General features: G+C 66.3%; 13 protein-coding genes. 12 read left to right on the top strand and 1 reads right to left on the bottom strand.

Annotated features, from left to right (window positions below; translation table 11 throughout):
- The first annotated feature begins 178 nt into the window (after positions 1–178).
- The 11 genes from LPZ50_RS13425 (at position 179) to LPZ50_RS13375 (ending at position 11,353) form a co-directional block, all read left to right on the top strand.
- Entirely contained in the window at positions 179–949 is a 771-nt protein-coding gene (locus LPZ50_RS13425) for a spermidine synthase (protein WP_230661980.1), read from the top strand.
- Between the two features lie 121 nt (positions 950–1,070).
- Positions 1,071–1,829: a GntR family transcriptional regulator gene (locus tag LPZ50_RS13420; protein ID WP_230661979.1), complete on the top strand. Its 759-nt coding sequence runs from the start codon at positions 1,071–1,073 to the stop codon at positions 1,827–1,829.
- On the top strand, positions 1,780–3,078 hold the full coding sequence (locus LPZ50_RS13415) for a malonyl-CoA decarboxylase domain-containing protein (protein ID WP_230661978.1): 1,299 nt from the start codon (positions 1,780–1,782) through the stop codon (positions 3,076–3,078). Before LPZ50_RS13420 ends, LPZ50_RS13415 begins: the two co-directional genes overlap by 50 nt.
- Before the next feature lie 6 nt (positions 3,079–3,084).
- Positions 3,085–3,879 (top strand): enoyl-CoA hydratase/isomerase family protein, encoded by a 795-nt coding sequence (locus LPZ50_RS13410; RefSeq protein ID WP_230661977.1) that lies wholly within the window; start codon positions 3,085–3,087, stop codon positions 3,877–3,879.
- A gap of 5 nt (positions 3,880–3,884) precedes the next feature.
- On the top strand, positions 3,885–5,426 hold the full coding sequence (locus LPZ50_RS13405; protein ID WP_230661976.1) for a malonate--CoA ligase: 1,542 nt from the start codon (positions 3,885–3,887) through the stop codon (positions 5,424–5,426).
- Positions 5,427–5,562: 136 nt separating this feature from the next.
- Positions 5,563–6,558, top strand: coding sequence for a TRAP transporter substrate-binding protein DctP (gene dctP / locus LPZ50_RS13400; RefSeq protein ID WP_230661975.1), 996 nt, complete (start codon positions 5,563–5,565; stop codon positions 6,556–6,558).
- A gap of 60 nt (positions 6,559–6,618) precedes the next feature.
- The gene (locus LPZ50_RS13395) at positions 6,619–7,113 is read left to right on the top strand and encodes a TRAP transporter small permease (RefSeq protein ID WP_230661974.1); all 495 of its coding nucleotides are present in this window, start codon (positions 6,619–6,621) and stop codon (positions 7,111–7,113) included.
- Positions 7,110–8,426 carry a TRAP transporter large permease gene (locus LPZ50_RS13390; RefSeq protein WP_230661973.1) on the top strand — a complete coding sequence of 439 codons (1,317 nt, stop codon included), beginning with the start codon at positions 7,110–7,112 and terminating at the stop codon, positions 8,424–8,426. The genes LPZ50_RS13395 and LPZ50_RS13390 overlap by 4 nt, the downstream gene beginning before the upstream one ends.
- A 156-nt stretch (positions 8,427–8,582) precedes the next feature.
- Positions 8,583–9,557, top strand: coding sequence for an ABC transporter substrate-binding protein (locus LPZ50_RS13385; RefSeq protein ID WP_230661972.1), 975 nt, complete (start codon positions 8,583–8,585; stop codon positions 9,555–9,557).
- 108 nt (positions 9,558–9,665) lie between these two features.
- Positions 9,666–10,556 carry an ABC transporter permease gene (locus tag LPZ50_RS13380; RefSeq protein ID WP_230661971.1) on the top strand — a complete coding sequence of 297 codons (891 nt, stop codon included), beginning with the start codon at positions 9,666–9,668 and terminating at the stop codon, positions 10,554–10,556.
- Positions 10,557–10,558: 2 nt separating this feature from the next.
- A complete protein-coding gene (locus tag LPZ50_RS13375) occupies positions 10,559–11,353 on the top strand; it encodes an ABC transporter ATP-binding protein (protein WP_230661970.1) in 795 nt (264 codons plus the stop codon).
- A gap of 237 nt (positions 11,354–11,590) precedes the next feature.
- Here LPZ50_RS13375 and LPZ50_RS13370 read toward each other — a convergent pair whose 3' ends face one another.
- Positions 11,591–12,397 (bottom strand): TOBE domain-containing protein, encoded by an 807-nt coding sequence (locus LPZ50_RS13370; RefSeq protein ID WP_230661969.1) that lies wholly within the window; start codon positions 12,395–12,397, stop codon positions 11,591–11,593.
- 129 nt (positions 12,398–12,526) lie between these two features.
- Between LPZ50_RS13370 and LPZ50_RS13365 the strand changes: the two genes are divergently transcribed.
- Complete coding sequence (locus LPZ50_RS13365) at positions 12,527–13,114, top strand: DUF4136 domain-containing protein (protein ID WP_230661968.1); 588 nt, start codon at positions 12,527–12,529, stop codon at positions 13,112–13,114.
- Positions 13,115–13,141: the final 27 nt, after the last annotated feature.

The raw sequence follows: 13,141 nt of genomic DNA, 5'->3' as shown, positions 1-13,141 counted from the left end.
GGCGGTCAGCACCGCGGCGCCTGCCTCGGCGGCGCGCCGGTGCTGGGATGCCACCAGGCCACCCGCCGTGCGGATGACAGTCTTGCGGACAACCTGCGTAGTCGAGAACTGGTCGGGCATGGCGTTTCCTTTGGAAGCGGGGCAGGCCACAGGGTACCGCGCTGGCTACAATCGCGCGATGCCTGCCCGTACCTCTCCCGCTATCGCCGACCAGCCCACGCTTTCCGAAGCCGACGGCATCCGTTATCTGCACTTTGGCACCGAATGGATCCAGGGTGCCATGCGCATCAAGGCGCCCGCCGAACTGGTGCTGGAATACACCTCGCAGATGATGGCCTGGCTGCTGTTCCTGGATCCGCCCAAAGATGCTCCCATCGGCCTGCTGGGACTGGGCGCCGGTTCGCTGGCAAGATTCTGCCTGAAGCACACGCGCAGCCCGGTCGTGGCGGTGGAATGGAACCCGCAGGTCACGGCCGTGTGCCAGATGTTCTTCCGCTTGCCCGCGTTGCCGCGCCTGTCGGTGCACCATGCCGATGCGGCAGCGTGGGCGGCCGACCCGGCCAGTGCGGGCCAGTGCCCGGTGCTGATGGTGGACTTATACGATGCCTCGGCGCGCGGCCCGGTACGCGATTCGGTGGCTTTTTATCGCCATTGCCGGCGCGCGCTGGGCGACGTGGGGGTGTTGTCGGTCAACCTGTTCGGCCGCCATGAAAGCTTTGGCCGCAATATCGACAACCTGAGCCAGGCCTTCGACGACCGGCTGGTGCTGCTGCCGGAAATCGACGCGGGCAATCAGATCGTGCTGGCGTTCAGCGGGCCGCCGCTGGCCATTACCCCCGCGCAACTGCTGGCCCGCGCCGAGAGGGTTGAAAGCCAGTACGGCCTGCCTGCCCGCCGCTGGGCGCGCGCGCTGACCCGGCACGCGGTGGATGGCGTGCTGCATTTCTAGGGCGGAGCGGGCGTCCCTGCGGGATATCCCCAAAGCCACGGGGGCTTCCGTTGCACGGGGACGGCGAGTATGATGGATTTTCCTATAATTATGAATTACAGGATTCGCTCACGGGCCCGCCATGACTGTTCCCATCGTCCGGCAAGCGCTGTATCTGGAAGTGGCCGACCGGCTGCGGGCCATGATACGCGCGCACACCCTGGCCGGCGGCGAATGGATAGACGAAACCCGCCTGACCGGCTTGCTGGGCATTTCCCGTACCCCCTTGCGCGAGGCGCTGAAAGTGCTGGCCACCGAGGGGCTGGTGAGGCTGGAACCCCGCCGCGGCTGCTTCGTCAATGAACTGTCGCTGCAAGACCTGGAAGACATCTTCCCTCTGATGGCCATGCTGGAAGGGCGCTGCGCGCACGAGGCGGCGTTGAAGGCGTCCGACGCCGACCTGGCGGCGCTGGAACCCCTGCATCTGGCTTTGCAGGAACACGCGGCGGCCGGCCGGGTGGATGCCTACTACGACACTAACTTTCTCATCCACGAGGCCGTGCAGGCGCTGGCCAATAACCGCTGGCTGTCCGACATGGTGGGCAATCTGCGCAAAGTGCTCAGCCTGTTCCGCCACAAGAGCCTGACGGTGCCGGGCCGCATCGGCGAATCCTGCGCCGAGCACCTGGCGATTTTCGCCGCATTGAAAGCGCGCGACCCCGACGCCGCCGAGGCGTTGGCGCGCAAGCACCTGTTGCGCCAGCTCGACGCCCTGCGCCAGCTGGCCAGCGACCCCGGCGCGGGCGCCGCGCCTCATCCCGAAATCCCATCTTTTGAGCAGGAGGCGACTCATGACTGCCCTAGACTCCAGTCCGTTCGCTCGCGGCGCCCGGCCGCCTGACACCGATGTCTTGCCCGATGATGAAGCCCTGGCGGAAAGCGCGGGCCTGATGGCTCGCCTGGGCCGCCTGTGGGACCGCGGCCGGCTGCCCAGCCAGGCCGAGATCCTGCCGCTGTTCCAGGCGCGGCTGACCGATGTGGCCGCCAACAAGCTGGCGCGCGGCTGGTGCGCCGCCTATGCCGCGGCCGATGGCAAGCGCCGGCGCGAACTGTTGACGGGCCTGGCGCAAGTGGGCGCCAGCCTGGAGCCGCGCGGCGACCACGGCCTGAAGCTATTCAAGCGTTTCAACGCGCTGCCCGACGGGTTGCGCTTTCTGGTGGAACTGCGCGCCGACATGCTGCGCTGGCGCAAGCAGGTGGCGGGCGTGCAGGCGTTGGACAAAGACCTGGAAACCCTGCTGTCGGCGTGGTTCGACGTGGGCCTGCTGGAACTGCGCCCGCTGACCTGGGATTCGCCGGCATCGCTGCTGGAGAAACTCATCATTTACGAGGCCGTGCACGAAATCCGTTCCTGGGACGATCTGCGCCACCGCGTGGCCCCCGACCGCCGCTGCTATGCCTACTTCCATCCGCAGATGCCGGACGTGCCGCTGATCTTCGTCGAAGTGGCGTTTGCCGCGCAAATGGCCGACAACGTGCAGGCGCTGCTGGACATGGCGGCGCCGCCGCAAGACCTGGACAAGGCGCGCTGGGCCGTTTTTTATTCGATCTCGAACACGCAGCCGGGCTTGCGGGGTATCAGCTTCGGCAATTTCCTGCTCAAGCGCGTTATCGACCGCCTGGTCGAGGAACTGCCCAAGCTGCGTTCGTTTGCCACGCTGTCGCCCATTCCGGGCCTGGCCGACTGGCTGTCGAGGCTAAGCGCGCAGGAAGTCGAAGACATCGTGCGCGACAAGGGGCGCGCCCGCGCCGGCGCTCCCGACGGCGCGCGCTGGGTGGCGCGGCTGGCCAAGGCGGCCGCCGGCAAGTCTTCCGAAGTGGTGCAGCGCGCCGGCATGAAGCTGGCCGCGCACTATCTGCTGACCATGAAGAACGGCCAGCCCATCGACCCCGTGGCGCGCTTCCACCTGGGCAACGGCGCCCGCATCGAACGGCTGAACTGGGCCGCGGACACGTCCGCCAAGGGGCTGGCCCAGTCGTGCGGCATGATGGTCAATTACCTGTACGACCTGGATGACCTGGACGACAACCTGGTCCGCCTGGGCGAAGGCAAGCCGCGCGTCAGCCGCGGTATTGCGCGCATCGGATAAGGCTTCATGCAAGCTACCGCATCTACGGGGCAGGTATTGCTGTCGCGCGACGGGCCGCTGGCCCGGGTCGCGCTGTCGCATCCGGGCCGCCTGAACGCCATCACGGTGGCCATGTGGACACAGTTGCGCACGGTGTTCGACACGCTGTCCGCCGACGATACGGTGCGCTGCGTCATTGTGCATGGCGAGGGCGGCCAGTTTGCCGCGGGAGCCGACATTCGCGAGTTTCCTGCGGTGCGTGGCAACCCCGGCCAGGTGCGGCGCTATCACCAGCAGATATTGGCGCCGGCCCTGGCCGCGGTGGCGCATTGCCCGCACCCGGTGGTGGCGCAGATAGACGGGGTATGCGTGGGCGGCGGGCTGGAAATCGCCTGCCAGTGCGACCTGCGCATCGCGGGTGCCTCGGCGCGCTTCGGCGTGCCCATCAACCGGCTGGGCTTTCCCATGGCGCCCGAGGAAATGCAGGGCCTGCTGGCCCTGGCGGGGCGCGCGGCCACCCTGGCCATTTTGCTGGAAGGCCGGGTGTTCGATGCGCACGAGGCACAGGCGCTGGGCCTGCTGACGCGGGTGGTGCCCGACGGCGAAGTGGCCGGGCAGGCCCAGGCCTGCGCCGAACGCGTCATGCGCGGCGCGCCCCTGGCGGCACGCATCAACAAGCGCCAGGCGCGCCGGCTGTCGCAGCCCGCGCCGCTGACCGATGCCGAATATCAGGATTTTTTTTCGTATGCCGGCAGCCACGACCATCGCGAAGGCGTAGACGCCTTCCTGGCGGGGCGGCCGCCCGTATTTACCGGAGACTGAAAAAGGTGAGCAACGCCAATCTGTACACCGTGCTGGCCGGCGGGTTTCCCGCCGACCGCAGCCAGGTCGCGCTGGAGACGCCCGACCTGCTCTACACCTGGGATGATATCGACCGTGCCAGCGCCTGCCTGGCAAACCTGCTGGTCTCGCTGGGCTTGCCCGAAGGCGCGCGGGTGGCCGTGCAAGTGGAAAAATCGCCCGAGGCGCTGCTGCTGTACCTGGCCACGCTGCGTGCCGGCTACGTGTACCTGCCCTTGAACACCGCATACCGCGAAGCCGAGGTAGCGTACTTCCTGGGCGATGCCGAACCCTCGGTGGTGGTGTGCGCCAGCAAGAACCTGGACTGGGTCCGGCGCGTGGCCGACCAGGCAGGCACGCGGCATGTCTATACGCTGGACGAAGACCGCAGCGGCACGCTGCTGGACGCCGCGGCCGGGCTGAGCCAGTCTTTCGACACCGCGGCACGCCAGGCCGGCGACCTGGCCGCCATCCTGTACACCTCGGGCACCACGGGCCGCAGCAAGGGCGCCATGCTGTCGCATGGCAACCTGGCATCGAATGCGCAAGTGCTGCGCCGCTACTGGGGGTGGCGCCCGGATGACGTCTTGCTGCATATGCTTCCCATCTTCCACGTGCATGGCCTGTTCGTGGCCTCGCACGGCGCGCTGCTGGCCGGGGCGCGCATGATCTGGCTGCCCAGGCTGGATGTGGACCAGGCATTGCGCTACCTGCCGCGCTGCACCGTCATGATGGGGGTACCGACCTATTATGTGCGCCTGCTGGCCGAGGCGCGTTTCAGTCGCCAGGCATGCGCCAACATGCGCCTGTTCATTTCCGGGTCGGCGCCGCTGCTGATGGAAACCTTCGCCGAGTTCCAGCAGCGCACCGGGCACACCATCCTCGAGCGCTACGGCATGAGCGAAACCGTGATGCTCACTTCCAATCCCTATGATCCGGCCGACGGCGAGCGGCTGGGTGGAACGGTGGGCAAGGCCCTGCCGGGCGTGCAGGTGCGGGTGGTGGACGACGCCGGCGCGGCCTTGCCCCCGGGCGACATCGGCAATGTGCAGGTGCGCGGGCCCAATGTGTTTGCGGGCTATTGGCGCATGCCCGAGAAAACGCGCGAGGAATTTACCGCCGACGGCTGGTTCCGCACCGGCGACGTGGGCCGCTGGGGCGGTGAATCGGGCGGCCGCGCCGTGCCGGGCGATTACCTGTCCATCGTCGGCCGCAGCAAAGACCTGATCATCTCGGGCGGCTACAACGTCTACCCGAAAGAGATCGAACTGCTGATCGACGAAATGCCCGGCGTATCGGAATCGGCCGTCATCGGCGTGCCGCACCCCGATTTCGGCGAAGCCGTGGTGGCGGTGGTGGTGCCGCGCCCGGGGGCGGCCATCGATACCGCCGCCATGCAGGCCGACCTGAAAACCCGCATCGCCAATTTCAAGGTGCCCAAGCAGATTCATCTGATCGATCAGTTGCCCCGCAATACCATGGGCAAGGTGCAGAAGAACGTGCTGCGCACCGACTACGCCAGCCGCTGAACCGCGGCCCAACCGACTTCCCCAGGAGACGCCACCCTTTCCCACTTCCAACCTGTAAGGCGCCGGCCATGCACTGGCGCCAGTTCGCAGCCGCAGTTCCTTCACGACAGAACTATCTGAATAACGGAGACAACTCATGAAGAACGCAATTCGCATCGCCGCCTTGGCGGCGGCGCTGGCCGCCGCCGGCCCGGCCCTGGCCCAGGACGTGACGCTACGCGCGTCGCACCAGTTCCCGGGCGGGCAGGGCGACCCCCGCGACGAAATGGTGCAGATCATTGCCCGCGAAGTGGCCGCCGCCAACGTGGGCCTGAAGATCCAGGTGTTTCCCGGCTCGTCGCTATATAAGGCAACCGAGCAGTGGGGCGCACTGACGCGCGGCCAGCTGGACATGTCCGCCTTCCCCCTGGACTATGCCTCCGGGCGCGTGCCGCAGTTTTCGGCCACGCTGATGCCCGGCCTGGTGCGCAACTTCGACCACGCGCTGCGCTTGAACAAATCGGATTTCATGAAGGAAATCCATGCGCTCACCGAGAAGAATGGCGTGATCGTCATCGCCGACGCCTGGCTGGCGGGCGGCTTCGCATCCAAGAAAGACTGCATTACCTCGCCCGATACCATCAAGGGGCAGGTCATCCGCGCCGCCGGCCCGGCGTTCGAGCAGATGCTGGCGGCCGCGGGCGCCTCGATCGCGTCCATGCCGTCGTCCGAGGTCTACACGGGCATGCAGACTGGCGTGCTGGACGCGGCCAATACGTCCAACGACAGCTTCGTGTCGTATCGCCTGTACGAGCAGGCCAAGTGCCTGACCGCGCCTGGCGACAATGCGCTGTGGTTCATGTATGAACCCGTGGTGATGTCCAAGCGCGTTTACGACAAGCTCAAGCCCGAGCAGCAGAAAGCCATCATGGCCGCCGCCAAGAAAGCCGAGGACTACTTCACGGACGAGGCGCGCAAGGGCGAGAAGAAAATGGTGGACGCGTTCACCAAGGCGGGCGTGAAAGTCGTCACCATGAGCAAGGCCGACTTCGATGCCTGGATGGAAGTGGCCAAACAGTCGTCCTACAAGAATTTTGCCGACAAAGTAAAGGGCGGCGACGAGTTGCTGAAGAAAGCGCTGGCGGTGCAATAACGGCCAGGGTAGGGCGGCGCGGCGCCTGGCCGCCCGCCCGTTTCATGCGAAGGGGAAACCATGCTTCGAGGTTTTGTGGTCGCGACAGAACGCCTGTCGCGCGCGGCGGGCGTGCTGGCCGCTTTATTGCTGGTGGTGGCCATGGTGGTCGTATGCCAGATGATTTTCATGCGCTACGTGTTCCGCGCGCCCACCAGCTGGCAAACGGAAGTGGTGGTGTTTTCGGCAACCGCGGCGATCTTCATCGGCGCGCCGTATGTGCTGCTGACGCGCGGGCACGTGGGTGTCGAGGTGATCGAACTGCTGCTGCGCGACAACGCGCTGCGCCGCCTGAAGCTGACAGCCTCGGTGCTGGGCCTGCTGTTCTGCGTGATCATGGCGGTGGCCAGCGGCATGTACTGGTATGCCGCCTGGGACGGCGGCTGGACCACGCCCACCATCGACGCCATTTCGTTGTGGATTCCCCTGGCGCCCATGGTGTTGGGCTTTGTCCTGCTCAGCCTGCAGTACCTGGTTGAGATCCTCAAGATCTATTCGCCGGGAGCCTACGCATGAGCCCGACCATGGCCGCCATTGCCATTATTGCTTCGCTGTTCATATTCCTGGGCACCGGCATGCCCATCGCGTTCGCACTGGGCCTGGCCGCGATGGGCGGGCTGTTCATGGACATGGGCCCCGCCGTGGTCGAGGTGGTGGCCGAGACTATGTTCGCGGGCATCGCCAACCTGGCCTACGTGTCCATCCCCATGTTCGTGCTCATGGGCGCCATCGTGGCGGGCACGCCGGCCGGGGGCGATCTGTACAAGGCGCTGGACCGCTGGCTGTACAAGGTGCCGGGCGGCCTGGTGCTGTCGAATATCGGCGCCTGCGCCATCTTCGCGGGCATGACGGGGTCCAGCCCGGCCACCTGCGCGGCCATTGGCAAGATGGGCATCCCCGAGATGATGAACCGCGGCTATCCGGCCTCGGTGGCCACGGGGTCCATTGCCGCGGGGGGCACGCTGGGCATCCTGATTCCGCCCTCGGTCACCATGATCGTCTACGGGATTTCCACCCAGACATCCATCGGCCGCCTGTTCCTGGCGGGCGTGCTGCCCGGCCTGATGCTGACCGCCATGTTCATGGCCTGGGCGCTGCTGGACGCGCGCCGCAAGGGCTTCAGCTTCGACGTGGGCAAGGTATCGTATTCGCTGCGCGACAAGCTGCAGACCATGCCGCGCGTGTTGCCGCTGCTGATGATCGTGGTGGGGCTGCTGTTCGTGCTGTATGGCGGCGTGGCCACGCCTTCCGAGGCGGCCGGCGCCGGCGCCATGCTGACCCTGCTGGTGGTGGCGGTGGTGTACCGGCTGGTGCGCTTGAAGACCTATACGGGCATATTCAGCTCGGCCATGCGCGAAAGCGTGATGATCATGATGATCATGGCGTCCGCGGAACTGTTCGCGTTCGCCCTGTCGTCCATGTTCATTACGCAGACGGTGGCGCAGGCCATCGCCGCCATGGAGGTCAACCGCTGGGTGCTGATGGGCCTGATCAATGTTTTCCTGTTGATTTCCGGCATGTTCCTGCCGCCGGTGGCGGTCATCGTCATGGCGGCGCCGCTGCTGTACCCCATCGTGATCCAGGCCGGGTTCGACCCCTACTGGTTCGCGGTGGTGCTGACCATCAATATGGAAATCGGCCTGATCACGCCACCCATCGGCCTGAACCTGTTCGTCTTGAACTCGATTGCCCCGCAGGTGCCCACCAAGGATGTGTTGTGGGGGGCGCTGCCCTATGTGATGGTCATGCTGGCGGGCATCGTGCTGCTGTGCATCTTTCCCGGCATCGTGACCTGGCTGCCCGACTACATCATGGGGCCGGCCAGCTAGGGCCGGGGCGTGCACCATTCTAGGGATTTCCCCCGGCCGCCAAGCCCGCCGCGACACGTTAGACTTAGGGGTTTCATGGGCCGGCAGGCTGGCGGGAAGCCGCCGGCGCCGGCCGTGATAATAAACAACACCAAGAAGGTGCAAGGAGTAAACCCTATGCTGATCGGAAAAAAACATTTTCTGACGGTGGGCGCGGTGGCGGCGGCGCTGGCTATCCAGGCTGTTCCTGCCATGGCGCAGCAGAAATCGGTGGCCGTCACGGCCATCGTCGAGCATCCCGCCCTGGATGCCGTGCGCGACGGCGTACAAGACGCCCTGAAGCAGGCCGGTTACGAATCCGGCAAGAACCTCAAGTGGCAATACCAAAGCGCGCAGGGCAATACCGGCACCGCCGCCCAGATCGCCCGCAAGTTCGTGGGCGACCGCCCCGACGTCATCGTGGCCATCGCCACGCCGTCGGCCCAATCGGTGGTGGCGGCCACCAAGGACGTTCCCGTCGTGTACTCGGCGGTTACCGATCCGGTGGCGGCGCAGCTGGTTCCCAGTATGGAGCCCTCCGGCACCAACGTCACGGGCGTGTCCGACCTGCTGGCCCTGGACAAGCAGGTAGAGCTCATCAAGAAGGTCGTGCCCGATGCCAAGCGGGTGGGCATGGTGTACAACCCCGGCGAGGCCAATTCGGTGGTGGTGGTCAAGCAATTGCAGGAACTGCTGCCCAAGGCCGGCCTTACCCTGGTGGAAGCCGCGGCCCCGCGTACCGTGGACGTGGCTTCGGCGGCCCGCAGCCTGATCGGCAAGGTCGACGTCATCTACACCAACACCGACAACAACGTGGTGTCGGCGTATGAATCGCTGGTCAAGGTGGGCAACGACGCCAAGATTCCCCTGGTGGCATCCGATACCGACAGCGTCAAGCGCGGCGCCATCGCCGCGCTGGGCATCAACTACCACGACCTGGGCGTGCAAACCGGCAAGATCGTGGTGCGCATCCTGAAGGGCGAGAAACCGGGCGCCATCGCTTCGGAAACCAGTTCCAACCTGCAACTGTTCGTCAACCCCGGCGCCGCGTCCAAGCAGGGTGTCACGCTTTCCGACGCGCTGATGAAGTCGGCGGCGCAGGTCATCAAGTAATGCGTGCCGCGCCGGCCCCATGGGGCCGGCGGCGCGTGGTTTTCCACTGAACACAATTCAAGGCAGCGCCGGCCGGGTCCACAAGACGCGGCGGGCCAGACTCGATTCATGTCCCTGTTCTCTTTGCTCGGCGCCCTGGAAATCGGTCTGATTTTCAGCCTGGTCGCGCTGGGCGTGCTGATTTCATTCCGGCTGCTGCGCTTTCCCGACCTGACGGTGGACGGCAGCTTTCCCCTCGGCGGGGCCGTGGCCGCCACGCTTATTTCGGGGGGTGTCGACCCCTTCACCGCCACGCTGGCGGCCACCGGCGCGGGCGCGGTGGCGGGCCTGGTCACGGGCTGGCTGAACGTCAAGCTGCGCATCATGGACTTGCTGGCCAGCATCCTGATGATGATCGCGCTGTATTCCATCAATCTGCGCATCATGGGGCGGCCCAATGTGCCCTTGATCACCGAGTCCACGGTGTTCACCATCCTGCAGCCCGAATGGCTCAGCGACTACGTCGCGCGCCCCTTGATCCTGGTGGGCGTGGTGGTGGCGGTAAAGCTGCTGCTGGACTGGTTCCTGTCCACCCAGACCGGCCTGGCGATGCGCGCCACGGGCTCCAATGGCCGCATGGCGCGGGCCCAGGGGGTGAATACCGGCGGCATGATCCTGGCCGGCATGGCGCTGTCGAACGCGCTGGTCGGCCTGGCCGGCGCGCTGTTCGCGCAGACCCAGGGAGGTTCCGATATTTCCATGGGCATTGGCACCATCGTCATCGGCCTGGCCGCGGTCATCGTCGGTGAAAGCATCCTGCCGTCGCGCAAGCTGGTGCTGACCACCCTGGCCGTGATCCTGGGCGCCATCGTCTACCGCTTTTTCATCGCGCTGGCGCTTAACAGTGATTTCATCGGCCTGCAGGCCCAGGACCTCAACCTGGTGACGGCGGTGCTGGTCACTATCGCCCTGGTCATTCCCATGATGAAGCGCCGCCTGGTCGGCAAGAAAGGAGCCTGACCATGCTGCGCGCACAAGACCTGAAAATCACCTTCAACGCGGGCACGCCCATCGAGACGCGGGCCCTGCGTGGCCTGTCGCTCGAAATCCCCAGCGGGCAGTTCGTCACCGTCATCGGTTCCAATGGCGCCGGCAAGTCCACCTTCCTGAACGCGGTCTCGGGCGACCTGCCGGTGGATGCCGGCCGCATCGAAATCGACGGCACCGATGTCACCCGCGCCCCGGTATGGAGCCGCGCGGGCCGCGTGGCGCGCGTCTTCCAGGACCCCATGGCCGGTACCTGCGAAGACCTCACCATCGAGGAAAACATGGCGCTGGCGCAGTTGCGCGGCGCGCGCCGAGGTTTCGGCAGGGCGGTCAAGGCCAGCATGCGGGACGGCTTTCGCGAACGCCTGGCCACGCTGGGCCTGGGGCTGGAAAACCGGCTTACCGACCGCATCGGCCTGCTGTCCGGAGGGCAGCGCCAGGCCGTCAGCCTGCTGATGGCGGCCTTGCAGCCCTCGCGCATCCTGCTGCTCGACGAACATACGGCGGCGCTGGATCCGCGCACCGCCGATTTCGTGCTGCAGCTGACGGCGCGCATCGTGGCGGAAACCAAGCTCACCACCATGATGGTCACCCACAGCATGCGGCAGGCCCTGGACGTGGGCGACCGCACGGTCATGCTGCACCAGGGCCAGGTGGTGCTGGACGTATCCGGCGATGAGCGCAAGGGCATGGACGTACCCGACCTGCTGGCCATGTTCGAGCGGGTGCGCGGCGAGAAACTGTCGGACGACGCGCTGCTGCTGGGCTAGCGGCATCACCCGCGCGGGGCGCTCGCGGCCATGGCCTCAGGCACGCACCCATGGCGCTGCCTTAAACCACCGTGGCGAGCGTTCAATGATGTTAACAGGTGTCTGGATCCCGTCAGGGTGCCAGACACCGTTGTGTGCCAGGGCAGCCGCAGTAGGACGGTGTCCGGCACCCTGACGGGAGCCGGACACCCGGCTGTATCAAGGCGCGCTTTTTCACCGTCCTGAACCGCAAGCACGCTAGGCCACTACCCCCAGGATCACGCTCGACGCATCGAACACCGCCACCGCCGCCACGCCGGGCGCCAGCTGCAGCGCCTCGGCGCTGTCTTGCGTGATGATGGCGGCAATGGTGCCGCCGCCGTCCAGTTCCACGATGACTTCGCTGTTGACCGCGCCCGGGCGCACCCGGGTCACGGTGCCCTGCAATTGGTTGCGCGCCGACAGGCGCAGGCCATCGCCAGGCAGCGCGATCATCACCGATGGCGCTTTCACCAGGGCGATGGCCTCCGCGCCCACGGCCAGGCCCAGTTCCGCCGTGCTGTCGCGCGTGATGACGGCCACGATTTCGTGGCCGCCCACGATGCGCAGGCTGATCTCGTCATTCACCGCGCCTTCGCGCATGGCGCTGACGGTGCCCAGCAATTTGTTGCGGGCGCTGGTTTTCAGCATGATGCGTCTCATCAGGTTCAGGTCGCCGGCGGCATCCAGGCCGGTTTGCGCCAGGTGCGCCATGACGCGCCGGTGTTCGGCTTCCAGCGTGTGGAAGGTGTGGATCAACTGCCGGGCCCGCTCGGTAAGGTGCGCGCCGCCGCCGCCCTTGCCGCCGGTGGCGCGCAACACCAGCGGTTCGCCGGCCAGGTTGTTCATGGCATCGATGGCGTCCCAGGCGCCCTTGTAGCTCATGCCCGCGGCACGCGCCGCGGCGCTGATGGAGCCGGTGGCGTCTATCTGGGCCAGCAGGTCGATGCGGCTCTTGCCGCCCAGGGTGTGCGCCCCGGCACGCAGCCAGATCGAGCCGTCGAGTTCAAGTGCGGATGAGGTCATGGCGCCGGAAAGTGGAAGCTGCGCATAGTGTAGCGGCGGGCCGGCCCGGAACCAATGCGAATGAGATCGTATTGCAAGTTTGCGGGGATCGCGGCATGATGCCTGCGCGACCATCTCGCGGAGACCTCCATGCAACGACGCATCGCGCTATTCCCCGTCCTGGCCCTGGCCAGCCTGCTGTCGGCCTGCGCCTCCGGGCCCACCGTGCGCAGCGATTACGACCATGCCGCCGATTTTGCGCGCTACCGCACTTTCGGCTTCATGTCGCCGCTGGGTACCGACAAGGCCGGGTACAGCTCGCTGCTGACCGAACGCCTGAAAACCGCCACCCGCGGCCAGATGGAAATGCGCGGCTATACCTATAGCGAGCAAGCGCCCGACCTGCTGGTCAACTTCAATGCGAAACTGCAGGCCAAGACCGAAGTCACGCCCGCGCCTGGTCCGTACTATGGCTATCGTGCCGGTTTCTATGGCGGCTGGCCGGGCTACGGTTGGGGCAACGACGTCTACCAATACACCGAGGGCACCCTGAATATCGACCTGGTCGACGCGCGCCGCAAGCAACTGGTGTGGGAAGGCGTCAGCACGGGGGTGGTCAACAACCCCGAGGCCGCCACGTCCACGCAGAATGTAGAGGCCAGCGTGGCGCAGGTATTCAGCCGCTATCCGTTCCGCGCCGGCAATGGCGTGCCCCAGCAACCCGCGCCGGCCAAATGACGCCGGCCACGCCGCGGCGCGGCCGGC

This window comes from Bordetella petrii (assembly GCF_020991325.1).
Taxonomy (GTDB): Bacteria; Pseudomonadota; Gammaproteobacteria; order Burkholderiales; family Burkholderiaceae_B; genus Bordetella_A; species Bordetella_A petrii_E.
The sequence above is the reverse complement of the archived record's forward strand: the minus strand, read 5'-3'. Positions and strand labels throughout refer to the sequence as shown.